General features: G+C 55.2%; 19 protein-coding genes. All 19 read right to left on the reverse strand.

Annotated elements, in window-relative coordinates:
• Positions 1 to 25: 25 nt before the first annotated feature.
• Entirely contained in the window at positions 26 to 538 is a 513-nt protein-coding gene (locus CMR03_RS03220) for an Lrp/AsnC family transcriptional regulator (RefSeq protein ID WP_096010760.1), read from the reverse strand.
• 251 nt (positions 539 to 789) lie between these two features.
• Positions 790 to 2,106, reverse strand: a complete 1,317-nt coding sequence (gabT, locus tag CMR03_RS03225; RefSeq protein ID WP_063880095.1) for a 4-aminobutyrate--2-oxoglutarate transaminase — start codon at positions 2,104 to 2,106, stop codon at positions 790 to 792.
• Between the two features lie 113 nt (positions 2,107 to 2,219).
• Entirely contained in the window at positions 2,220 to 3,353 is a 1,134-nt protein-coding gene (locus CMR03_RS03230) for a M20 aminoacylase family protein (protein WP_096010761.1), read from the reverse strand.
• 1 nt (position 3,354) lies between these two features.
• Positions 3,355 to 4,281, reverse strand: coding sequence for a 2-hydroxyacid dehydrogenase (locus CMR03_RS03235; RefSeq protein ID WP_096010762.1), 927 nt, complete (start codon positions 4,279 to 4,281; stop codon positions 3,355 to 3,357).
• Positions 4,281 to 5,123 (reverse strand): GNAT family N-acetyltransferase, encoded by an 843-nt coding sequence (locus tag CMR03_RS03240; RefSeq protein WP_096010763.1) that lies wholly within the window; start codon positions 5,121 to 5,123, stop codon positions 4,281 to 4,283. Before CMR03_RS03240 ends, CMR03_RS03235 begins: the two co-directional genes overlap by 1 nt.
• A 10-nt stretch (positions 5,124 to 5,133) precedes the next feature.
• Complete coding sequence (locus CMR03_RS03245; RefSeq protein ID WP_096010764.1) at positions 5,134 to 6,465, reverse strand: NAD(P)/FAD-dependent oxidoreductase; 1,332 nt, start codon at positions 6,463 to 6,465, stop codon at positions 5,134 to 5,136.
• 108 nt (positions 6,466 to 6,573) lie between these two features.
• Entirely contained in the window at positions 6,574 to 8,238 is a 1,665-nt protein-coding gene (locus CMR03_RS03250; protein ID WP_096010765.1) for an ABC transporter ATP-binding protein, read from the reverse strand.
• Positions 8,235 to 9,083, reverse strand: a complete 849-nt coding sequence (locus CMR03_RS03255) for an ABC transporter permease (RefSeq protein WP_063880101.1) — start codon at positions 9,081 to 9,083, stop codon at positions 8,235 to 8,237. Before CMR03_RS03255 ends, CMR03_RS03250 begins: the two co-directional genes overlap by 4 nt.
• A complete protein-coding gene (locus CMR03_RS03260; protein WP_063880102.1) occupies positions 9,083 to 10,036 on the reverse strand; it encodes an ABC transporter permease in 954 nt (317 codons plus the stop codon). The genes CMR03_RS03255 and CMR03_RS03260 overlap by 1 nt, the downstream gene beginning before the upstream one ends.
• 26 nt (positions 10,037 to 10,062) lie before the next feature.
• The gene (locus CMR03_RS03265; protein ID WP_096010766.1) at positions 10,063 to 11,670 is read right to left on the reverse strand and encodes an ABC transporter substrate-binding protein; all 1,608 of its coding nucleotides are present in this window, start codon (positions 11,668 to 11,670) and stop codon (positions 10,063 to 10,065) included.
• A gap of 147 nt (positions 11,671 to 11,817) precedes the next feature.
• Entirely contained in the window at positions 11,818 to 13,095 is a 1,278-nt protein-coding gene (locus CMR03_RS03270) for an NAD(P)/FAD-dependent oxidoreductase (protein WP_096010767.1), read from the reverse strand.
• Positions 13,096 to 13,105: 10 nt separating this feature from the next.
• Positions 13,106 to 13,774, reverse strand: a complete 669-nt coding sequence (locus CMR03_RS03275) for a haloacid dehalogenase type II (protein ID WP_063880105.1) — start codon at positions 13,772 to 13,774, stop codon at positions 13,106 to 13,108.
• 32 nt (positions 13,775 to 13,806) lie between these two features.
• Positions 13,807 to 15,276, reverse strand: coding sequence for an aldehyde dehydrogenase family protein (locus CMR03_RS03280; RefSeq protein ID WP_096010768.1), 1,470 nt, complete (start codon positions 15,274 to 15,276; stop codon positions 13,807 to 13,809).
• 354 nt (positions 15,277 to 15,630) lie between these two features.
• Positions 15,631 to 17,088, reverse strand: a complete 1,458-nt coding sequence (locus CMR03_RS03285; RefSeq protein WP_096010769.1) for an NAD-dependent succinate-semialdehyde dehydrogenase — start codon at positions 17,086 to 17,088, stop codon at positions 15,631 to 15,633.
• Positions 17,089 to 17,239: 151 nt separating this feature from the next.
• Positions 17,240 to 18,199 (reverse strand): HTH-type transcriptional regulator Cbl, encoded by a 960-nt coding sequence (gene cbl / locus CMR03_RS03290; RefSeq protein ID WP_096010770.1) that lies wholly within the window; start codon positions 18,197 to 18,199, stop codon positions 17,240 to 17,242.
• Between the two features lie 209 nt (positions 18,200 to 18,408).
• Complete coding sequence (gene nac / locus CMR03_RS03295; RefSeq protein ID WP_063880109.1) at positions 18,409 to 19,326, reverse strand: nitrogen assimilation transcriptional regulator NAC; 918 nt, start codon at positions 19,324 to 19,326, stop codon at positions 18,409 to 18,411.
• 733 nt (positions 19,327 to 20,059) lie between these two features.
• Positions 20,060 to 21,085 (reverse strand): ABC transporter permease, encoded by a 1,026-nt coding sequence (locus CMR03_RS03300; RefSeq protein WP_172823928.1) that lies wholly within the window; start codon positions 21,083 to 21,085, stop codon positions 20,060 to 20,062.
• Positions 21,086 to 21,108: 23 nt separating this feature from the next.
• Complete coding sequence (locus CMR03_RS03305) at positions 21,109 to 22,593, reverse strand: sugar ABC transporter ATP-binding protein (protein WP_063880110.1); 1,485 nt, start codon at positions 22,591 to 22,593, stop codon at positions 21,109 to 21,111.
• A gap of 30 nt (positions 22,594 to 22,623) precedes the next feature.
• On the reverse strand, positions 22,624 to 23,547 hold the full coding sequence (locus CMR03_RS03310; RefSeq protein ID WP_063880111.1) for a sugar ABC transporter substrate-binding protein: 924 nt from the start codon (positions 23,545 to 23,547) through the stop codon (positions 22,624 to 22,626).
• Positions 23,548 to 23,837 lie beyond the last annotated feature (290 nt).

Consider the following 23,837-nt stretch of genomic DNA (forward strand, 5'->3'; position numbering starts at 1 on the left):
AGGCTTTTGCGCGCCGGGCCGAAAATTACACGCCGAACTCCATCGGGTTATGTTTACTGATCAGTGAGCGTAACGGCACACTGCTTTTCATCACGGGTGATTTAATCACGATATAGCTGAAGTACTTATCGATGCCAATTTGCGCATCCAGCATCTTCTCAATCACATCCTGATAATGCTCAATGCTGCGGGTAATAAAGCGCAACAGGTAATCGTAACCCCCGGTAATTAAATGACATTCCATGAGTTCGTCAACGTCACGCATGGCGGCTTCAAACTTCATAAAGTCTTCGCGCCGGTGTCCGTTCAGCGTCACTTCGGTAAACACCGTGACGGAGTCGGTAATTTTGGTGAGATTGACGTGTGCTTCATAGCCGGTAATAAAACCGGCCTGCTCAAGCCGTTTAACCCGTTGCAGGCAAGGACTCGGGGAAAGTCCTACTGCATCGGCGAGATTAACGTTGCTGATACGGCCATCTTTTTGTAGTTGCACCAGAATATTGATATCGATGCGATCGAGTTTCATTAAGCCGTTCATAGCACCCCTCATTGTTTACAGCTGTACTGGATGTTCGCTACTACCCAGAGCGACTCTGTGTACACAAGCGTAAAGCGCACTTTAATAGATACTTAAAATACGCCACTTTAAAATAACAAGTACGCTACTTTTTTGTAACACAAAAAAACCCCGGTCTGTCACGCTTTGCAAAAATTGCGCCAGCGTTGAACCCGGCGGCGGCCCCGCTGGCCGCGATACCGGGCTGTTGCCTGTTCAATGAGGGAGAGCGGCTATCCTAAGCGTCCGGTCGCACGCGCCAGGGCAATATCAAAAATATGCAGTGCCTCTTCAAGTTGCGAATCGGTGGTCACTAACGGTGCAAGGAAGCGAATCGTATTACGGTGTAAACCGCATTTAATCAGCAGCAGCCCTTCCTGACAGGCGCTGTCGAGGATCTTTTGCGTCAGCGCGCTGTCGGGTTTGTGGGTGTCCACATCCAGAATTTCTACTGCCTGCATAAAGCCCACGCCGCGCACGTCACCGATGCAGGCATATTTATCTGCAAGCTGACGCAAACGTTGATTCAACTGCTCACCCAACTGACAGGAACGCGCCAGCAGGTTTTCTTGCTCAAACACGTCAAGCACCGCCAGTGCCGCTGCACAGGCCAGCGCATTACCGCCATAGGTGCCGCCCAGTCCGCCCGGTGCCGGGCCGTCCATCACTTCGGCTTTGCCCACCACACCGGAAATCGGCAGGCCCCCCGCCAGACTTTTCGCCATCGTCACCATATCAGGCTTAATGCCGAGTTGCTGGAAGGCAAACATGCTGCCCGTACGACCAAAGCCGGTCTGGATTTCATCACAGATCAGCATAATACCGTGTTGAGTCGTGATGCGACGCAGCGCCTGCATAAATGCCGGCCCGGCGGGCAGGAAGCCGCCATCGCCCTGCACTGGCTCAATGATAATCGCAGCCACGCGCTCCGGCAGAATCTGCACCGCAAACAGTTGGTCCAGCGCTTTCAGGCAGTCCGCTTCCGTGACGCCGTGCAACGGGTTCGGGAACGGCAGACGATAAACATCGCCAGGGAAAGGGCCAAAGTTTTGTTTGTAAGGCGCGGACATCCCCGTCAAGGTGACGCCAAGTAAAGTACGTCCGTGGAAGGCGCCGTCAAAGGCGATGATGCCCGGTCGTTGCGTATAAGAACGGGCAATTTTAACCGCATTCTCCACCGCTTCTGCACCGCTGGTGAAAAACACGCTCTTATAGTGTTCGTCCCCGCCTACCAGCTTATTCAGGCGCTGCGCCAGTTCGATATATCCCGGATAGGCCACCACCTGAAAACAGGCGTGCGATACCAGGCCCAGCTGGCGGGTTACAGCGTTAACCACAGCCGGATGGTTGTGGCCCACGTTAAGCACGCCAATGCCGCCGACAAAATCCAGATAGCGATTGCCTTCTACATCCCACACTTCACTGCCTTTGGCTCGCTCAATCACCAGCGGATGAGCGGTAACAATGCCGCGCGGCACATTATGATCTCGGACATCCAGCAACTGGCTGTTGTCCGCATAGGTTTGCTGCTCTGCCAGGACATTCTGCATTTTTATACCTCATCCACGTCGTGTTCGATTGGCTTAAGTATCGCAATCTGTGGGGCAATAACGCTGCCGTAATTCCGTCAGCAGCGGCATTTCGTGTCAAAATCCCACGGGTTTCAGCGAGTAAATGTTGTTCCCAGCCCGTGGCAGGCCAGGGTAATCAACGCCTGGATGCCATGCGGTATCAGCGCGTCGTTAAAGTCATAGGCGGCATGATGAAGCGGCTTGCTGGGGGCCGATCCTATCCATACATAGGCACCGGGCTTTGCCTGTAACATAAAGGCAAAATCTTCCGAGGTGAGTGCAGGCTGGCGCGCCAGTTGGGTTGTCATGCCCGCCGCCTGCAAGGCCGCCAGGGCCTGAGTCGCCTCAGATTCATTGTTGATGGTGGCCGGGTAATAACGCAAATAGTTCACCTCGGCCTGTAACCCGTGCGCCGCCGTAATGTGTTCCGCCATCTGCCGCAGCCGGGATTCAATAATGTCCTGCGCTGCCGGGTTAAAAGTGCGCACCGTACCGGTGATGTTGGCTTCCGCAGGGATCATATTGTGGGAAAAACCGCCTTGCATTCGCGTCACCGTCAGCAAAGCCGGTTCGCAGGGATCGAGCGCCCGGGAAACCAGCGTGTTTAACTGCACCACCAGTTCACTGACGGCTAATAACGTATCGTGCGTAAGATGCGGCTGTGCGGCATGACCGCCCGCGCCTTTGACAGTGATATCAAACCGGTCTGCCGCGGCCATAATGGCACCGGGCCGGGTCTGAATTTCACCCAGGGGTAATTCAGGCCAGTTATGCAGGGCAAACACCGCATCACAGGGGAAGCGCTGAAACAGACCGTCGTCAATCATGGCCTTCGCGCCTGCCAGGCCCTCTTCTGCCGGCTGAAAGATAAAGCAGACCGTGCCGCTGAACTCAACCTCACGCGCCAGTTTTTCCGCCGCGCCCAGCAGCATGGTGGTGTGACCGTCGTGGCCACAGGCATGACTGTGGTTCGCTACCAGACTGGTCCAGGGCACCTCGCCTTTGTCCTGCATGGGAAGCGCATCCATGTCGGCCCGCAGCCCAATCATGCGTGAGCCGTTGCCTTTCTTCAGCACGCCCACTACGCCCGTTTTGCCAATTTCCCGATGCACCTCAATGCCTAACTCCTGTAGAAAACGCGCGACAATATCGCTGGTTCGCTGTTCATGGAAACCCAGTTCAGGATTACGGTGTAGATCGCGGCGCAACGCCACTAAATGGTCCATATCAATATCCTCGTGAACGATCAACGACGCCGTGCAGCGGTTCACCACGCTGAAAGCGACGCAGATTAGCCAGCAGTGCGCTGATCGCGCTGTCATTTTGCGTCTGGCTGGCGATGTGCGGCGTGAGCCAGATTGCGGGATGCGTCCAGAATGCATGATCGGAGGGCAGAGGTTCAGGGTCGGTCACATCAATCACCACCGCCCGTAACTGGCCGCTGTCGAGCGCATCCAGCAGATCCTGATGATTAAGCTGAGGACCGCGCCCGGCCTGCACCAGTGCAGCACCTGTTGGCAGTTGGCTGAACAGCCCGGCATTCAGTCGCCCCTGAGTACTGGGCGTCAGCGGTAGCAGGCACACCAGAATATCGCTGCGGGCGAGAAAGTCGGGCAGCTGATCGTCACCATGCCAGCACGGCACGTCCGGAATAAGATGCGGCGTACGGCTCCAGCCGCCGCAGTCAAATCCCATCGCCTGAAGCTGTGCCAGTGCCGCGCGGCCCAGTTCGCCCAGTCCCATGATCCCGACGCGGCGCTGACTGGCGGGAATAGCCAGATGCGCCTGCCATTGCTGATGCCGTTGCTGCTGAAAATAGCGTGGCATATCACGATGTAATCCCAACACCGCAAAGGTGATGTACTCCACCATGCCCTGCGTCAGGCCGGGTTCAATCGTTCTGACCAGCGGGATATGTGACGGCAGCGTGGACAGATCAAACTGTTCCGCTCCGGCCCCTACGGAAAACAGGATTTTCAGATTGGGAAAACGGTCTGCAAGGTTATCGGGCGGCAGCCAGGCGACCAGCGCATCAACCTGATCGGCATCGCCGGTCTCCGGCCAGAGGTGTAAATGAATATCGGGCGCGTGCTCAGCCAGCCAACGCTGCCAGTGCAGGCCGCGCTGTGGCTCCGATTTATAAACGATGTGCATCAGGCCATTGCCTGCGTCATCAGCCCAAATGCCTGCATGCCTTGTGGCACCCAGACGTCACCGCGCACCATCGTGATCGGCGAGTCAACCTTTGTCAGGCCCAGGCTCTCCAGCCAGGCGGCCAGCGGCAGCGCGGCATCCGTATCCATGCGCAGATATTCGCCCTTCAGGCTCTGCATCAGCGCGGCGGTTAGCGCCTGGGCAACCGGAAAATCCTGTGCAATAACGGGTCCAATGACCCAGCCACGACCAAAGCGCCGCAGGCTGGCATAACCCTGAGGGGTTTGCTGGTCATCCTGCAAGATAATGGTCTGATTGTCGGTAATCAGATGTTCCACCAGCGCCGGGCGGAAAAGCCCGTGCGCGGCCTGCTCCATCTGCACCAGCGCATCCCGATCGTCAAGAGTGGCGCTGCGCAGCGTCAATCCAGCCGGAATCTCCACTCTGGGTAACGCGTTCAGGGCAGGCGTTTGGTACTGTAAGATCTTACCGCAGGTAACAAAGCCGAGTTTTTCATACAGGCCCTTACCCATCTCCGTCGCGTGCAGACGGACGTTATAACCGGGCACTTTCTCTAATAAGGCCAGCATCAACTGCTTGCCCAGCCCGCGCCCCTGGTGCTGATTTGCGACAATCACCAGACCGATGGTCGCGGCCTTGTCGCCCCAGCGCCAGAGAATCGCACTGCCTATTACTTCGCCCTGCTCTTCAATGACCACGCCTTCGCCGAGCTGCATGCCGATAGCCCAGTCTTCATGGCGGTGCGGCCAGTTCAGCGCCTGGCTCATCGCGTAAACCTGGGGAATGTCTTCGGTCGTCATGGTACGAATATCAACTGTCATTTTGCTTTCCTTACATCATGCCGGGTGCATCAAGTCCGCTGCCGTCGATAAAACGGCTGTAGCGATAAGGCGTGGGATCGACCACCGGCGTGGAGTCTGTCGCCAGTTGAGCCGCCAGGCGGCCCGCACCGGGCCCAATCCCAAAACCGTGGGCACTGAATCCTGCCGACAACACCAGGCCTGGCAGTTTTGCCACCGTTGAAATGACCGGAATCGCGTCCGGCGTACTGTCAATCATCCCACCCCAGGCCTGGGCGACTTTCAGGTTTGCCAGCGCAGGAAATTCACGCCGCATTGCCGCAAGTCCGCTTTCCACGACCCAGGCATCGGCAGCGGGGTCCAGAATACGCATCCGCTCGAAGGGTGAAATCGCATCCAGATCCCAGCGGCCCATCGCCTCAGGGCCATTAAAGAACGGCTTCACCCCCAGATTCAGGGTAAGATTTTTACGCCGACTTTTAAACGTGGGATAAAACTGTCGCAGGTAACGAATCCCCTGCGCACCGGGTTCAAGCCGCCCGCGGCCCGATACGGAAACGGTATAGCTGCCATCCATCTGCGGTCGACAGGCAAAGCTTTCGGTATAAAAAGGGACGGCGATAGCCTGCTCAATCGGGTAGGTACGGAAGGCGGTGCCAATGACGTTCCCCAGCGGCAAATCAATACCGTGCCGACGGCAAAACATCGAGGTCCAGGCGCCCGCCGCACAGATCACCCGGGTGGTTTTGATCAGGCCGCGTTCCGTTATGACTCCGCTGACGCGCCCGGCTGAAATATCCAGCCCGCGCACTGCGCACTGCTGGAAAACCAGCGCGCCTTTTTTTTGCGCGCCAGTCACAATGCCCGGTGCAGCCAGTTTAGGTTCAGCCGCACCATCCGCCGGGGCGGAAACGCCGCCCAGCCAGTTTGTGGTACTGCCTGGCGTCATGGCTTTCGCCTGCTGAGCATTCAGGATATCGCTGCGCACGCCGTACTGTTTGGCCATCTGGCCCCACTTATCCCAGGCCGCAATATCTGCTTCATTGCGGGTAGCATAGACCAGACCGCTGCGACGAAAGCCCAGCTCTTCCCCGGTTTCAATACTAAGTTCTTCCCAGCCGCGTAAGGCTTCAATCACCAGCGGCAGTTCGCGCTCGTCACGATTCTGCTGACGGCACCAGCCCCAGTTGCGGCTCGACTGCTCGGCGCCGACCAGCCCCTTCTCGATCAGCACCACCTTCAATCCTTTTTTTGCCAGTTCCCAGGTGGCGGCGGCCCCCGCAATACCGGCACCAATCACCACCACATCGGCGGACGCCGGGAAATCACTGCTGTCCTGTACGTAACGAATCGGTGCGGGCATGGCGTAGCCACCTCTTAATCTGTTTGTTTGCCGGTGCCATGACGCTCATCGCGCCCGGCGCCTGGATACTGTCTGTCTGTCGAACGTGGTCGACGGCATAACAGCCTGTTACTCAGCTTTCAGAATCTCTTCATGCTCATCCAGCCAGCCCTGACGCAGCTCAGGAACCGCACGTTTCAGGCGTTCGAAATAGAGTTCACTGGTAGGCTGGTCATAATTGCTGCGCGCCAGCTGGGTGACGATGCTGCCATTTCGCATCACGACGATCTCATCACATACCGCGCGCACGGCGTGCATATCGTGGCTGATAAACATTACCGACAGGCCCAGCTCGCGGCGCAGTTCGCTGATCAGATCCAGCACGGCGGAAGCTACCACGGTATCCAGCGCCGACGTGACTTCATCACATAAAATCACATCCGGTTCAGCCGCCAGTGCACGGGCCAGGTTAACACGCTGTTTTTGCCCACCTGACAGTGACCAGGGGCGGCGGGACAGCACGGTGCGCGGCAGCTTAACCAGATCAAGCAGTTGATAGAGTCGCTGCTGGCGAGCGATGCCGCTCAGACCATGAAACAGCGTCAGCGGACGCGTTAAAATGCGTTCCACGCTATGGGCCGGATTGAGGGCTGTATCCGCCATCTGGAAAACGTACTGAATACGTCGCAGCTCATTGTCGCTGCGTTTTTGCATCTGGCCCGCAACAGAGTGGCCGTTAAACAGAACATGTCCCTGGCAGGCAGGATTGAGACCGGCAATGGCATGCGCCAGGGTGGTTTTACCCGAGCCGGATTCCCCGATAATGCCAATGGCCTGACCTTTCCACAGCGTGAGATTAATATTTTCCAGAATGCGGACTTTGGGCAATCCATCACTGCCCTTTGGACCGTAACCGGCTGACAGGTCACGCACTTCAAGCAACGGCAGTTCATTCGCCTTTGCCTGACACCAGTTGCTGGGCCGCTCTTTTTGCTGAGCGGCATCCATCAGCAGGCGCGTATAGTCCGCCTGGGGTGCACCAATCAAATGCGCCGTTGTGCCGTATTCGGCAATTTTGCCTTGCAGCAGAACCAGAATCCGGTCGGCCATTTGTGCCACCACGGCCAGGTCATGGCTGACATAAATCGCCGTTACGCCGCGTTGTTTCACCACCCGACGGAAGGCTTTTAGCACTTCAACCTGGGTCGTCACGTCTAACGCCGTGGTGGGTTCATCAAGAATGACCACCTCGGGATCGCTAATCAGGGCCATCGCCGTCATTAAACGCTGTAACTGCCCGCCTGAGACCTGATGGGGGAAGCGATCGCCAATCGTATCCGGGTTGGGTAAAGCCAGCTCACGGAACAGCGCCAGCGCTTTGACCTTCGCCGCCTTGCGCGTCATGGTGCCGTGAATCACGACCGGTTCGATAACCTGGTCGATGATTTTCATTCCGGGGTTAAAAGAGGCGGCGGCACTCTGGGCAATATAGGACACTTTATTGCCGCGAAACACGCGCAACTGCGCGGGCGTGAGATCCATGATGTTGGTGCCCGCCACATGAATATTGCCCTCGGCGATCTTGCAACCGTGGCGCGCATAGCCCATCAGCGCCATCGCAATGGTGGTTTTACCCGAGCCGGATTCGCCAATCAGCGCCAGCACTTCGCCTTTTTGCACCGTGAAGCGGATATCGGAGACGATATCCAGTTCATCCCCATTGTCGGTATGAGCCGTCACGCGCAGGTTCTCGACAGAAATCACAGGCATTGCCGTATGTTGTGTCACGTTCATGCCCCCTCCTTTGCCAGCGTCAACGGACGCATGCTTTGCAAGCTGTCAATAAACAGGTTGACCGCGATGGTCAGGCTGGCAATCGCTACCGCAGGCATCAACACCGCCGGTGAGCCGTCAAACAACCCCTGAATATTTTCACGCACTAATGTTCCCCAGTCGGCATAAGGTGGCTGAACGCCCAGCCCCAGGAAGCTCAATCCACTCAGCAGTAAAACGATATACACAAAGCGCAGACCAAAATCCGCCAGGACCGGATGCACCATGTTGGGCAGAATATCGTGGATGGCGATGTACCAGCGGCTTTCTCCCCGCAGGCGAGAGGCGCGGACATAGTCCATGTTGCGTAAGTTGCTGGCGAGGGCAAAGGCGATACGAAACGCACCCGGCCAGTAGGTAAACACCGCCGTGATCAGCAGCATCGGCAGCGAGGACCCGAACACCGCCACAATCATCAGCGCCAGTATTTTGCCTGGCAACACCAGCATCGCGTCGTTGATACGGCCCAGCAGCTCTTCCAGCCAGCGTCCGGTTACCGCCGCTAACAACGCCAGCATGGTGCCAATCAGGCTGGCCAGCATGGCAGCGCCCAGCGCCAGCCCCAGGGAAAACTTCGCACCGTACATAATGCGGCTGAGCATATCCCGCCCGAGGTAATCGGTACCCAGCAGGTTTTCATGCGTCAATCCGCCCATTAATGGCCCGACCCCAATGTCGTCAAGATTGTGGGGGGCCCACCAGGTGCCGAAGATGGCGATGATCAACCAGAACAAGGTCACCACCAGGCCCAGGCGGCCCGATAAAGACAGTGACTGAAAAATACGCCACGGAAGCAATATTTTCATCAGCTCCTCCATTTCGGGTTAAAGGCGATAGTGACAATATCCGCCGCCAGCAGCAGCACAAGATAACAGCTGGCAAACAGCATTACGCAGAGCTGTACCACCGGCAGATCGCGATTACTGACCGCGTCGACCATCTGGCTGGCCAGACCCGGATAGCTGAAGATGGTTTCGATAATAATGACCCCACCAAACAGGTAAGAAAGACTGAGGGAAATCGCGTTAGCAATGGGGCCGACGGCATTCGGTAAGGCATGGCGTAACACCGCCCGCATGGGGGAAACCCCTTTGAGCAAGGCCATTTCAAGATAAGGGCTGTCGAGCTGGTTAATAATGGCCGCGCGGGTCATACGTGCCATTTGCGCGACCAGTCCGCAGCATAACGTCATCACCGGCAACGCATAGGCTTTGATGTAGCTGGCGAAGTCCATACTGGGACTGCCCAGCGACATCGCAGAAACCCAGTGCAGCTTCACGGCAAAAATCAGCACCGCAATCGTGGCCACCAGAAATTCCGGTACGGCCACCGTCGCCATCGTGCCAATCACCAACGCACGATCGAGTTTGGAGCCACGATTCATGGCCGCCGCGATACCAATAATCAGTGCGAGCGGCACACAAATCGCTGTGGTAGTAGCAGCGAGTTCAAAGGTGGCGGGAAGACGCTGCGCCACCAGCTGTGCGACCGGCAGATGACTTGCAAATGAGGTGCCAAAATTTCCCGTCAGCATGCCGCCAAGCCAGGTGAAATAGCGCACCAGCAGCGGCTGATCTAAACCGAGCTGCTGGCGCAAGGCCGCTACCGTTTCTGGCGTGGCGTTTTGCCCCAGGATCATTTGCGCCGCATCGCCCGGCAGCAGGCTGGTGATAAAAAATACCACCGCCGAGACGATAAGCAAGGTCAGGATGCCGGCGCCAATGCGCCGGGCAATCAGGAACATCATGTATCGGTTCATCGGCGAACTCCTTCGTCAGACGATTATCAGGCTGAAAGCCAGGCAAACTCATGGAAGCGATAGCCCATTAGCATGCCCGATGGCCAGGCCTCAAGGCCGTTAACCTTCTTGCTGTAGCCATCCATTGAACTGATAAATGCCGGGATGAGCGTGCCGCAGTGGTCATAGATCAGGGTTTGCATATCACCGTACATCTGCTTGCGTTTGGCTTTATCACGTTCACCGCGTGCCGCAATCACCAACTGGTCAAACTGGGGATTTTTCCAGCCGCTCTCGTTCGTGGAGGAGCTTGACAGGTAGAACTGGGAGAACAGCATATCCAGCGTTGGGCGCGGGTTGATCGAGCCGTAGCCGACCGGATCTTTCGTCCAGTGTGTTCCCCAGTAGCCTTCATACGGCACGCGCCGCACGTTAACGTTAAGCCCTGCGTTGCGCCCGACCTGCTGGATGAGCTGCGCCCCTTCCGTCGCGCCTTCCAGCGGCGGTGTGGTAATAATCTCTATCGACTGTCCGGTCATGCCCGCTTTGTTGATGTAAAACTTGGCTTTTTCAGGATCGAGCGGACGCGGTTTAAGATCGGCGTTAAACAGCGGATGCCACGGCGGAACCGGCGTGTCATTACTGACATCGCCAAAGCCCTGCAGCACCGTTTTCACGATGATTTCTCTGGGCTGCAGGTATTTCATCGCCAGCACGAAATCCGGGTTGCTGCCGGGTTTGATATCGGTACGGATGATCAGGTTGGTATACATGCCGCCCTTGGTTTCAAGCACCGCGTGATCCGTCGTATGACCAATGCGCATACTGTCTGAGGCTTTCAGGCCCGAGGCCACCTGGATATCACCCGACAGCAGGGCGTTGACGCGGGCAGCCTGATCGGTAACGCCAAGCAGCTCCACTTCGTCCAGATGCGGCAGGCCCGGTTTAAAGTAGTTCGGGTTTTTGGTGCCCACGGTATTCACGCCAGGCGTAAAGCTCTTGCATACGAAGGGGCCAGTGCCGATCCCTTTGCTGAAATCTTTGGTGCCATCCTGAACAATCAGGAAGGGAGACGTGGTCAGCATATAGGGAAGATCAAAGTTAGGTGCCACGAGAACAAGCTGCACTTCATTATCGTTGACGGCAGTGATGGTCTTGAACTGTTCAGCAAGCTTGAATGCGCTGGAGGCAACGGCAGGATCTTTATGACGATTAAGCGAGAAAATCACATCCTTCGCGGTAAAAGGTTTACCGTCGTGGAAGGTAACACCTTTGCGCAGTTTAATGCTCCAGGTGATGCCGTCGTCAGAATCAACCGACTCTGCCAGGCCGGGCTTAACGGACATCGCCTTGTCGACCTCGGTCAGACAGCTGTAAAACATAAACTGGCGCGTGTAGTCGGCGCTGTTACTGCCTTTTGCCGGGTCCAGCGTATCGGTTGCAGACGCGTTAGACATCCCGACACGCAGTTTCCCGCCCTGTACGGGTTTGCTTTCCGCCAGCGCCATGCCGGGGAAGCCAATCAGTCCCGTGCTCATCACCGCACCGGCGGAGAGTAGCTTCATTAAACTGCGACGGGACAATGTGCCTTCAGTGATCATCCGCGTCAGAGCAGGATTGGTTACGTCAGATTCTTTATTATCAATTTTACTCATCTGTACACCTCATTACGTGTTCGAGCGAACATGGAAAATTCCCTGCGTTATTCAGACGGCGCATGCTGCATTGCCCATCCGCGACGGGCTGTTGGTCGCTCTCGGCGAACACAACAGCCCCGCAACGGCCTGAAAAACAATGTGAATTTACGAAAGGCGATCCTTTGCTTTGTAGTAGAGCCCGGCAAGGGGCAAAAACCACGGTTTTCCGTGATAGCCCGGCAGTGCAGGCCATGTCTGACGCTGCCAGGGGTTGTCCCGGACTTTCTCACTTAACAGATCGGCCATCACGCGGCCCATCCATACCGACATCTGGGTGCCATGACCGCTGTAACCCAGCGAATAAAATATGCCGTCCTGTTCGCCGGCGTGCGGCAGGCGATCGGCCGTCATATCCACCATGCCACCCCAGCAGTAATCAATTTGGGTGTTAGCCAGCTTCGGAAACATCTTCGCCATTGCAGCATGCAATATCTCGCCGCTGCGTGAGTCCGAGGTCGGATTACTGATGGCAAAGCGCGCACGGCCACCAAAGACCAGACGGCGGTCCGCCGTGGTGCGGAAGTAGTTACCAATATTCATGGAGGTAACGTAGTTACGATCCTCAGGCAGCAAGGTACGGATTAGCCCATCATCCAGCGGCTCAGTGACAACGATAAAGCTGCCTACCGGCACGATACGACGCTGGAACCACGGAAACGGACCTTCACTGGAGCAGCCCGTTGCCATCAGTACTTTGTCTGCCTGGATTTCACCCTTGCTGGTCACCACCCGATGGCGATAGCCGTCAAGGCGTTCCAGTTGGGTGACGTGATGGTGGGGATAAATTTTTGCGCCGCTGCGTGCCGCGGCTTCGGCCAGGCCCACACCAAACTTGCCCATGTGCATCTGACCGCCGCGCTGTTGCAGCAATCCACCGTGAAAATCGCTACTGCCGATCTCACGCTGAACGTCATCTTTACTCAGTAACTGGATATCGGGGTCCACCGTGCGCCGCATCAACGTGAAGGCGTCCTGCAGTCCGGCAAAATGCGAGGCTTTACTGGCCAGCTTGAGTTTGCCGCACCACCGAAAATCGCAGTGAATCTGCTCGTCCTTCACTAACTGCTCAACATAGGTAACCGCATCATCAAACGCCCGATAGAAGCGACTGGCCTGTTCAAGTCCCTGGCTGGCAACCAGCGAGGCAAAGTTTTGCGCCACGCCGGTATTGCAGTGACCGCCGTTGCGCGACGAGGCCTGACTCATCACCTCTCCGCTATCCAGCACCACAACATTGATACCGTTTCGCGCCAGCGTCAGCGCCGCAGACACACCGGTAAAGCCAGCGCCTATCACCACCACATCCGCCTGTGACGGCAACGGCCCCTGCGCGGCAGCGCTGAACGACGGGGCGGTGGCTTGCCAGTACGATTCCAGTTTCATGTCGATGTCCTCAAAGACCGACGACGCCAGGCAGGCCGCCAATGTCTTTAACTTCGGTGTATTGATAATACGGATTAGCCGGTTCATGGCCGCGGTTGACCCAGACCTTATGCTTAATGCCGAGGTCGTGGGCGGTCATCAGGTCATAACGGAAACTGGATGACACATGCAGGATCTCGTCCGGACGGCAGTCCAGTTTTTCCAGCATGTATTCAAAACCTTTCATATGCGGTTTGTAGGCACCGGCCTCTTCCGCCGTGATCGTCATATGGATCGGTGCGCCCAGGCGAGGAATATGATGAGGAATCAGGTCATTCATCGAGTTAGTCAACAGCACCAGCGGGAATTCTTTTGCCACTTTGGCTAAGCCAGCGGGCACATCAGGATGCGGGCCCCAGGTGGCGCAGTCAGCGTAAATAAAATCGCTGTCTGCCTGTTGCCATTTCACGCCCCACTTTTTGCAGGTGCGCTGAATAGCATTGCTGACGACATCGTAATAGGGTTTCCATGCACCCATGACTTCGTCCAGACGGTAGCTGGAAAAATCAGTCACAAAGGCGTCCAGCGCTTCTGCGTCGACACGATCGGCGAAACAGCGTTTAGCCGCACCGGCCATGTCAAAAAAAATCAGCGTGCCGTAACAATCAAATGTGATGAATTTGGGTTTAAACAGTGCCATTGAATTAACCTCGTTATTGTCAGGTGTGGTGCTTAAAAATCGATAAGTACACTTTTCTGGCGCTGGCAGGCCTGGAAGGCCTGGCGACCCAAATCTTTGCCAATACCCGATCCCAGAAAGCCGCCGGTAGGGATAATAAAATCGCCAGAGCGACCGTAGCGGTTGACCCAGACGGTACCGGCTTCAATCGCGCGTATCGCCCGCATCGCTCGTGGCAAACTCAGCGTATGCACGCCCGCGCACAGGCCATACGTGTCATGTGCCGCCAGTGCCAGCCCCTGCTCTTCCTCATCGAAGGTCTGAATCGTCAGCACCGGACCAAAAATTTCCTGCTGAACCGCCGGGTTGTCAGGTTTAACCTGGCTTAACAGCGTGGGCTGCCAGAACCAGCCCTCATCGGTATCCGCAAAGCGTTCGCCGCCCACCAGCACTTCTGCGCCCAGGGCTTTGGCTTCTTCAATCACCGAACGCACTTTATTGCCCTGGCGTGCATCAATCAGCGGCGCATAACGACTGGTTTCCTGCCAGGTGACGCCGGGTTTAACCTCACGGCACAACGTCATCAGTCGCGCCGTGAGCGCATCGGCAATGCCGCGCTGCACGATTAAGCGCGTACCCGCTACGCAGGCCTGACCGCCATTGGCGGTAAAACCGCGCAGAATACGCTGCGCCAGCACCTCGATATCACCCGCATCATCAAAGACCAGTTGTGGACTTTTTCCGCCCAGCTCCAACGTCACCGGTTTCATGCCGAACTGCGCCGCATCGCTCATAATGCGCGCGCCGGTCAGGGTTGAGCCGGTAAAGGAGACCTTACGGACCAGAGGATGCCTGACGAGCGCACTGCCCGTTACGGCCCCACTGCCCTGTACAATATTGAGGATACCGGCGGGCAAACCGGCCTGGACCGCCAGTTCTGCCATGCGTACGGTAGAAAGCGGCGTCAGTTCTGATGGCTTGAGTACCACGGCATTCCCCGCAGCCAGCGCCGGTCCGCACTTCCACGAGGCCATCGACAACGGAAAATTCCAGGGTGTAATGGCACCGATCACCCCATAGGGTTCAGCAATCAACATCCCCAGGCTGTTTTCACGGGTGGGGAACAGGTCACCGCTGTATTTGTCCGCGCATTCGGCATAGAAACGGATGGCTTCGGCAGTGAAAGGAATTTCATGCTGTATTACGTCAGCAATCGGACGCGTCGAGCCCAGCGCTTCAAGCTGGGCCAGCAGCCGATCCTGCTCAATTAAATCGGCCCAGCGACGCATTATCCGACCGCGTTCACGGGGTGCGCAGCCTGACCAGCCGCTGGTTTTTAATGCCTGATGGGCCGTCATGACGGCATAGTCAACGTCCTCGGCCTGCGCTTCATGCAGAGTGGCAAAGACGTGACCATCTGAGGGGCGTTTGACGGCAAAAGATTCGCCTTGTGTTTGCACATGTTTCCCGCCGATATAATGGCCCAACGGGAGTTGCACGCTTTCCGGGTCGAAACTCAACATGGAAGAATCCTTATTTGTTACAGCCGTCACACACTGGTTTGGTTAAATTTCGGCAATGCTTTTCTGAAATATTAATTAGGTAATGCAGAAAGTATGCCAGCCGTTAAGAAAATTAAAATGCGTTTAAAACCACGCAAAAAAATTTTTCTGCCGTATTAATGACGGATTTATTGCGGAATTGCCGAAGCCTTAAACAGATGATTTACCTCACAAAAAAGCCGCATTGCTTTGGTGCATTGCGCATGAAACTTGCACTAAAAAGGAGAATGGAAGGAAAACTTAGATCTGGCGCACAAAAAAAAGCGCCAGCAGAGTGCTTATGCTGGCGCGTACATTTATGAATACCGTTTTAAATTACAGGCTGCCGAGATGGAAAGTTTTTTGCTCCAGATATTCATCAATTCCGTAACGTGAACCTTCACGACCAATACCGGATAATTTTACCCCACCAAAAGGAGCGACTTCTAAAGAGATTACGCCCGTATTAAAACCGACCATGCCAAATTCCAGCGCTTCCGCTACCCGCCAGGCACGACGAATATTCTCGGTAAAGAAGTAAGCGCCCAGTCCATAAGGTGTGTCATTTGCCATCGCCAGTGCCTGCTCTTCATCGTCGAAGATAAACAGCGGCGCCACGGGGCCAAAGGTTTCTTCCTGGGCAATACGCATCTCACGCGTGACCTGACCGAGCACGGTAGGCTGAACCCAGGTGCCCGTTCCATTGCTGATGCCGCCTGTTAACAGCGTCGCCCCTTTTTGTAAGGCATCGTCGATGTGCGCATTCACCTTTTCGACCGCCCCGGTATTGATTAGCGGCCCGATGGTGCTTCCGGCTGCAAATCCGTCACCCACCTTCAGGGTAGCAACGGCCTCCAGCAGACGGGCGGAAAAGCGGTCATAGATGTTGCGCTGAACCAGAATCCGGTTGGCGCAGACGCAGGTTTGCCCGGCGTTACGGAACTTGCTGGTCATTACGCCCGCCACCGCAATCTCAATGTCGGCGTCATCGAAAACGATTAACGGCGCATTTCCCCCCAGCTCCAGACTCAGCCGTTTTATGCTGTCAGCGCACTGCTTCATGAGTAACTGACCCACGCGAGTTGAACCGGTAAAGGAGATCTTACGGACAAGGCGGCTTTCGGTCAGCGCGGCACCAATTTCCGTCGGCATACCGGTGACCACCTGCAAGACACCGGACGGAAAGCCAGCGCGCTCGGCCAGTACCGCCAGCGCCAGCGCGGAGAGCGGCGTCAGGTCGGAGGGTTTAACGATAATGGGGCAACCCGCCGCCAGCGCCGGAGCCACCTTGCGGGTAATCATGGCGATAGGGAAGTTCCAGGGTGTGATCGCTGCCGCCACACCGACCGGCTGTTTCAACACGATAATTCTGCGGTCTGAGGTGGGAGCAGGAATGGTATCGCCATAAATGCGACGTGCCTCTTCGGCAAACCATTTGACGAAACTGGCACCGTACAGCACTTCGCCTTTCGCTTCCGCCAGCGGCTTGCCCTGCTCGGCCGTCATGATGATGGCAAGATCGTCCGCGTTATCGATAATAAGCTGGTACCACTTCTCCAGCAGCCCGGCACGCGTGGCATTAGGCGTTTTTGCCCATTCATGACGCACCGACTCCGCGTGGTTAATTGCCGCCTCGGTTTCCTCACGGCCCAGCGCCGGAATGGTGGCCAGCGTGTCGCCGGTGGCCGGGTCGATAACCGGCAAGGTTTCGCCCTGATAGCCATTCTGCCATTGGCCCGCGAACAGCGCCTGTTGGCGCAGCAGCGTGTGATCGTGTAGTTGTATACGTGACATCCCATCCCCCTTTGTTCAGATCTTTCCACTTTATCGGGTGGGGGGAAGCGCAGGATGTTGTTATTGCCAGCCAGAAAGCGTTCGCTGAGAGGATTTACGGCAGAAAAAAAATTTTATGCCGTCACGATATGCAGCCCGATGTGCCCGAGCGTTAAATCTGAAAATCGATCACCGGTTCATCATCACCTGCTGATGAAAGCGCCTGCTTTTTGATCTCTTCAAGCGACAGGTTGGCGTTGCACAGCTCAAGAAATTGCCAGACGTAGTTGCGCTGTAGCTGTCCCCGTTTCAGGCCCAGCCATACCGTGTTGGCGTCAAACAGGTGCGTGGCATCCAGCCTGACCAGCTCTCCGCCCGGCTCGGTTTCACAGGCCTGATCGGCCAGGATACCAACTCCGAGACCAAGTTTGACATAGGTTTTCACCACATCGGAATCCTGGGCGCTGAGCACGATGTCCGGTTTTAAACCTGCACCCTGAAAGGCTCTGTCCACGCGCGAGCGTCCGGTAATGCCCTGACGATAGGTAATAAGAGGATGGTGGCTCAGCGCATTCAGTGATACCGGTTGCTGCTGAACGAGGTCATGATCGTGCGGTACCAGCAAAGCATGATGCCAGCTGAACCATGGAAACGCCGCCAGACTGCCGTTGTTCACCAGCATTTCACTGGCAATGCCGACATCCACCTCTCCTGCCAGCAGCATATTTACGATTTCCTGCGGCGATCCCTGGTTGAGTTCAAGCCGGACATTGGGATAAAGCTGGCGGAACGCCTTGATAACCGGCGGCAGACTGTATCGGGCCTGAGTATGGGTGGTTGCGATGGAAAGAATACCGCTGGATTCATTGGTGAAGACGTCCGCCAGACGACGGACTTTACCGGCTTCGTCCAGAATTCGCTCAGCGATGGTTAACAACGCCTTACCCGGCTCTGTCATACCGAGCAGTCGCTTGCCGCGCCGGATAAAAATTTCGACGCCAAGCTCATCTTCCAGATCGCGGATATGGCGACTGACGCCCGATTGTGACGTAAACAGGGTGCTTGCCACCTCTGTCAGGTTGAACTCCCGCCGCGCGGCTTCGCGAATAATTTTAAGTTGCTGGAAATTCACACCCTTTACCTCTCTTTACACAATCTGATAATCAGAGGGTAAAAAGGATTATCGATAACAGGAAATACTAAAAAAGTTTTATTTATGCATTTAAAGCATATGACACGCAGCAGGAGAGAATGAATCACATCAGGGAGGACAGCCAGAGAAAGGGCAGTGGCGCGATGTCTCCGCGCCCTGCTTTACAGACAGATCAACAAGGATGAGCGTTAGCTGACCAGCGTGAGTTCGCGTTTTTCCGTCAGCGGCTTGTTAAGCAGCGACAGCAGGATATTTTTAACGGCCTGCGCAGGCGGCGATAAAGGCAAACGGTGTGACAGGTTCAGCGACAACGGCAGGCTGATGGTCGGACTGGTAATGCGCGCCATCCACGCCTGGGTTGATCCTACCAGCGCCCGGGCAGCCGACTCCGGCAACACGGTCACACCCATTCCGCTTGATATGGCGGCGGTGAGGGTAGAAAGCGACTCTATTTCGCCAATAATGCGCGCACTCAGGCGACGCAGTGAAAACGCCTCATCGACCCGCTGGCGCACAGCGCTGTAGTCGCGTGGCAGAAACAGGCTCATCTGCGCCACGTCGGCCAGATCCACGTTAGTCCCCGGACAGGCCGTGGTGCCCACCAGATACAGATCTTCTTTCAGCAACGGCACGCTGTTAATGCCTGCCGTCGGCGCACGGTCATACAGCACGGCCATATCCAACTGACCGTTGATGATGTTTTCGTTTAGCGCACTGCTGCTGTTTTCATGCAGATAAACCATGATATCGGGATACTGTTCCCGTACGGTTTGCAGCAGCGGCATAGTTAAGGCTGAGGCCGCTGTTCCCGGTGCCAGGCCAATCGACACCTGCCCGTTGACCACCTCACCCGCATTCATCACCGCTGACTGTGCCAGTTCGCACTGCCGCAGAATAACGCGCGCATGGCTGTAGAGTAATTTCCCGGCTTCCGTCGGCGTAACGCCGCGCTTGGTGCGGTTGAGAAGCTGCTGTTCCAACTCACCTTCAAGCGTAGCAACCTGCTGGCTCAATGCAGGCTGAGCAATATGCAGCACTTCGGCTGCCCGCGTCAGGCTACCGATATCGACGATTTTCACAAAATATTTCAGCCGTCTTAAATTCATCTTGCCTCCGTTGCTACGTCAAGGTATCTGGCTGGTCTCTGTCAACCAGCTTGCATAAGAGGGAATTGCAATATGCAGACCAGGTTTATTCAGATCGCGAAACATGTCGGGAAATAATTGCTAAGCATCAGAATAAACAGCGTTTATCTGTACCTCCAAAGAGGTAAGTCTGGGAGCGCCGCCGCATTCAGGCGGCGACGCGAGGTGAGCTGCACCGCAACAGTGCGCAATATGTCAAACCAGCGTGCAGCGTCGGCCCTGTGCCAGCAAAGGTTATCGACGTGCCAGCGCCCGGCCCGGTTATGCAGGAGAAAAAGCAGAAAGAGAGAGGCGTTGCTGCGTTGCTGCGTTGCTGCGTGAAAGTCTAAGACTGTTGGCTGAGGAGAAACACGTTATTGCCTGAGTGGTTGATCGATTCGAAACGTCTTCCCACCTATAACGCTAAATATACTCACGTTTTTTTAAAAAGTCAGAAAGGCGAATACTCAAACGCATTTGTGTTGTAGCAAGGCAGATATCCTCTGGCACCAGAGAAAACCCCCACGGGATTTCGGTAAAAAGCTTTTTAGTTTTGCTGTCTTTTATTCACCTCAGCCAGCAAAGCGCGAATACGCAAACGCATTTGTGTTGTAGCAAGGCGGCGCCAGGCGCTTAGGCCCAGGAGCATAGTTAACTATGTGACTGGGATAAGCGCCTGGAGCCAACGCCGCTACGGCGCAAAGGCGGCAGCGTATTAGCGTTTGGCGCGATTGCGTCGCATATCGATGGTAACTGCGGCGACGATGATGATGCCTTTGATGATGTCCTGGATATACGCATCCACCCCAACAAAGGTGAATCCGCTTTTAATCAGACCAAGAATCACCGCACCAATCAGCGTGCCGGTAATACGACCCACGCCGCCCATCAGGCTGCTGCCGCCGATGACCGCTGCGGCAATCGCATCCAGTTCGTAGCCCACGCCCATGCTTGACTGGCCGCTGCTGACGCGTGCCGCCAGCACCACACCCGCCAGGCCTGACAGCGCCCCTGCGATGGTGTAAACGATGATCAGGTATTTATTGACGTTAATGCCGGACACTTTGGCCGAAGTCATATTGCCGCCGATGGCATAAACATATTTGCCGTAACGGGTATGTTTCAGCGCAACGTGAAACACCAGCGCCACAACCAGGAAAATCACCACCGGCATGGCTCCCTGACCAATAGAGGTGAATCCATCGGACAGAAAACTGATGGGGTTGCCCTGGGTGTAATACTGCGCCAGACCGCGCGCGGAGACCATCATACCCAAGGTGGCAATAAACGGCGGGATACCGGTACGGGTAATTAAGACGCCATTGATCAAACCGCACAGTAAACCAACGCCAATGCCGGCAGCAATCGGCACGGCCGCAGGCATATTCACCAGGGATGGAAACATCGGCGTCAGCGTTTCTGAGGTTTGCGCCAGGCTGGCAGCCACCACCGCAGTCAACGCAATCACCGAACCGGAAGAGAGATCGATACCGGTCGTAATGATCACCTGGGTTACGCCGACGGCGATGATGCCGATGATAGCGACCTGTAATACGATTAAAATCAGGCGGTTCGTGTTCATCAGGAACGACTGATCGCGAACATACCAGCCAAAAATTTCAAAAATTAAGGCAATCCCCACCATCACCACAAAGATGCCGGTATCCTTTGGAACCTTGTGACGCAGGTTTGCCAGGAAAGAGGGTTGTTGCTGAGAAGCCTGAGCGGCCGTGGCTTTCATATTACTCATCGTGGTTTCGCGCCTCATTCGGATGCTAACGACAAAATAGTTTCCTGATCGGCCTCTTCTTTATCGAGGATGCCGGTAATGCGCCCACCATGCATCACCATGATGCGATCACTCATGCCCAGAATCTCCGGCAGCTCTGAGGACACCATAATGATGGCGACTCCACGGTTGGCAAGCTCACTAATCAAACGATAAATTTCGGCTTTTGCCCCCACATCGATTCCTCGCGTTGGCTCATCCAGGATCAGGATTTTCGGTTGGGCCAGCAGCCAACGGGCGATCAAGACTTTCTGCTGATTGCCGCCGCTCAGGTTATTGATGATTTGATCCATGGTAGGGGTTTTGATATTCAGACGGCGGATTTGATCCATGCAGTCCTGAGCCATTTTGACATGGCTGACAAAGCCGCTTTTACCGCTGTATTCCGGCATATTGACAATGCTCATGTTCTCCAGCACCGATAACACCAAAAACAATCCTGACTTTTTACGATCCTCGGTCAAAAACGCCATGCCCTTTTCGATTGCGACCGAGGGTGAGTCAATATTCGCCGGGATGCCGTCAATCAGAATTTCGCCGCTGTCAAAATGCGCCATGCCAAACAGGCTTTCCATCACTTCGCTGCGCCCGGCACCGACCAGGCCTGCCACACCGAGAATTTCTCCCCGGCGCACACCGAAACTGATGTCGGTAAAGCGGTCTTTGCAGCTCAGATGACGAACGGTCAGCACCTCTTCCCCGATGGCATTATTGAATTTCGGGAAAAGCTGTGTCAGCTCACGCCCGACCATTTTGGTAATCAGAGACTGGCGCGTGAACGCACTGGTACTGTCACTGCCTACCCAACTGCCGTCACGAAACACACTAATCTCATCCGTGATGGCAAAGATCTCATCCATTTTGTGACTGATATAAACGATGGCTTTACCCTGCTCGCGCAGATCGCGAATGATGGTAAATAAATGTGCGACTTCGGTTTCCGTCAGCGCAGAGGTGGGTTCGTCCATAATGACAATGTCGGCATTCCAGGACACCGCTTTGGCAATTTCCACCATCTGCTGTGAGGCAATGCTCAGTTCGCCTACCATGCGGTCGGCTTTCAGTTTGATATTTAGCCGGTTAAGCAGCGCCTGGGTTTCTTTATTCAACTGGGCATGGTCGACAAAGCCAAATTTAACCGGCTCCCGTCCAAGCCAGATATTTTCAGCCACGGTCATGTGCGGCACCAGATTCAGTTCCTGATGGATCATTGAAACACCGGACCGTAACGCATCCATCGTGTCCCTGAATTGCACTGGCTCCCCTTTAATCTTGATGGTGCCCTGATCGGGACGGTAAATCCCGATCAGGCACTTCATTAAAGTGGATTTGCCCGCGCCATTTTCACCCATCAAAGCATGTACCGTTCCGGAACGTACGCGCAGCGACACATTATCCAGTGCCTTCACACCCGGAAAGAACTTGCTGATGCCTTCGGCTTCAAGCGCAAAAGCGGTCATACATCACCTCCGTACTACGGGTTCAGACGTTTATTTTTGGTTCATAGTGGTGTATTTGGTGTAGTTGTCTTTGGTGATCAGCTGGAACGGGATATCGACAATCTTCTGCACTTTTTCACCGTTTGCCAGCTTGATGGCGGTCTGAACAGCGCCTTCACCCTGCCCTTTTGCATCCTGGAATACGCTGGCCACCATCTTGCCGTTCTTGATCATCTGCAACGCATCCGGTGTGCCATCCACGCCTGCTACCAGAATGTGTTTATCGTTCTTGCCTAATGCCTGAATGGCACCAATCGCCATTTCATCGTTGTTTGACGCGATGGCATTGATATCATCGCCAGCGGTCATCCAGTTGCTCACGACATCTACCGCATCGTTACGGCTGAATTTCGCCGTCTGCTTTTGCACCACTTTAATATTCGGGTATTTCGCCACTACGGCTTCCACACCTTTGGTGCGTTCGCGGGTTGATTCGTTAGCCAGATCACCTAATAAGATGGCAACATTGCCCTTACCGTTCATGGCCTTCGCCAGGGCTTCCATCTGCAAACGGCCCGCCAGTTCAGAGTCGGAGCCTACAAAAGCCATTTTGTCGCCTAACTGGGCCTGCGGTTTACGGTTTACGAATACCAATGCCACACCGGCCTTGGACGCCTGATCGATAATCGGTTTTACGGCGTCAGTGTCGACTGGGTTAACAATAATGGCGTCGACGCCCTGTCCAATAAAGTTCTGTACTTGCTGGAGCTGCTGGGCCACATCGCCTTTGGCATCTTCGATCTGGCCTTTTACGCCATCTTTTTTCATCTCATTTTGTACGGCGTTACGCACAATCGTCAGAAAGTTGTCATCAAATACCGCCATAGAAACACCCACGGAAATATCTTTCGCCATCGCAGCGGCGGGCAACATGCAGGCTAACAGTGAGGCAACAATCGTTTTTTTGATGTTCATAGGGACCCTTCTTATTTGTTAACTTGCTAGCGAATAACGCTTTGAATGAAAAATATTTTTTACATTCGAGCCGCTTCGCTGGCGTTTTTATGGAAAATTTGAGGTAAGGCAACTCCGTTAATGCTTTTTTTCAATCCACCATTACTTTTCTTATCTACATGATTTTACTAAATAAGGATGAGACACCCTCTTTACGCTGGCACGTCCATCCCACTTTCCCGCGCCGAACAGTTTATTTATTCCATATATTTTGTTTTTGAAATTTTTATCATAAAAGCACTGAAACAAGT

The sequence above is a fragment of the Pantoea allii genome (assembly GCF_002307475.1).
Taxonomy (GTDB): domain Bacteria; phylum Pseudomonadota; class Gammaproteobacteria; order Enterobacterales; family Enterobacteriaceae; genus Pantoea; species Pantoea allii.

Excerpts from the sequence above, each read along its gene's own strand:
- CMR03_RS03220 (WP_096010760.1), bottom strand. The coding sequence starts at position 538 with ATGAACGGCTTAATGAAACTCGATCGCATCGATATCAATATTCTGGTG.
- gabT (WP_063880095.1), bottom strand. The coding sequence starts at position 2,106 with ATGCAGAATGTCCTGGCAGAGCAGCAAACCTATGCGGACAACAGCCAG.
- CMR03_RS03230 (WP_096010761.1), bottom strand. The coding sequence starts at position 3,353 with ATGGACCATTTAGTGGCGTTGCGCCGCGATCTACACCGTAATCCTGAA.
- CMR03_RS03235 (WP_096010762.1), bottom strand. The coding sequence starts at position 4,281 with ATGCACATCGTTTATAAATCGGAGCCACAGCGCGGCCTGCACTGGCAG.
- CMR03_RS03240 (WP_096010763.1), bottom strand. The coding sequence starts at position 5,123 with ATGACAGTTGATATTCGTACCATGACGACCGAAGACATTCCCCAGGTT.
- CMR03_RS03245 (WP_096010764.1), bottom strand. The coding sequence starts at position 6,465 with ATGCCCGCACCGATTCGTTACGTACAGGACAGCAGTGATTTCCCGGCG.
- CMR03_RS03250 (WP_096010765.1), bottom strand. The coding sequence starts at position 8,238 with ATGAACGTGACACAACATACGGCAATGCCTGTGATTTCTGTCGAGAAC.
- CMR03_RS03255 (WP_063880101.1), bottom strand. The coding sequence starts at position 9,083 with ATGAAAATATTGCTTCCGTGGCGTATTTTTCAGTCACTGTCTTTATCG.
- CMR03_RS03260 (WP_063880102.1), bottom strand. The coding sequence starts at position 10,036 with ATGAACCGATACATGATGTTCCTGATTGCCCGGCGCATTGGCGCCGGC.
- CMR03_RS03265 (WP_096010766.1), bottom strand. The coding sequence starts at position 11,670 with ATGAGTAAAATTGATAATAAAGAATCTGACGTAACCAATCCTGCTCTG.
- CMR03_RS03270 (WP_096010767.1), bottom strand. The coding sequence starts at position 13,095 with ATGAAACTGGAATCGTACTGGCAAGCCACCGCCCCGTCGTTCAGCGCT.
- CMR03_RS03275 (WP_063880105.1), bottom strand. The coding sequence starts at position 13,774 with ATGGCACTGTTTAAACCCAAATTCATCACATTTGATTGTTACGGCACG.
- CMR03_RS03280 (WP_096010768.1), bottom strand. The coding sequence starts at position 15,276 with ATGTTGAGTTTCGACCCGGAAAGCGTGCAACTCCCGTTGGGCCATTAT.
- CMR03_RS03285 (WP_096010769.1), bottom strand. The coding sequence starts at position 17,088 with ATGTCACGTATACAACTACACGATCACACGCTGCTGCGCCAACAGGCG.
- nac (WP_063880109.1), bottom strand. The coding sequence starts at position 19,326 with ATGAATTTAAGACGGCTGAAATATTTTGTGAAAATCGTCGATATCGGT.
- CMR03_RS03300 (WP_172823928.1), bottom strand. The coding sequence starts at position 21,085 with ATGAAAGCCACGGCCGCTCAGGCTTCTCAGCAACAACCCTCTTTCCTG.
- CMR03_RS03305 (WP_063880110.1), bottom strand. The coding sequence starts at position 22,593 with ATGACCGCTTTTGCGCTTGAAGCCGAAGGCATCAGCAAGTTCTTTCCG.
- CMR03_RS03310 (WP_063880111.1), bottom strand. The coding sequence starts at position 23,547 with ATGAACATCAAAAAAACGATTGTTGCCTCACTGTTAGCCTGCATGTTG.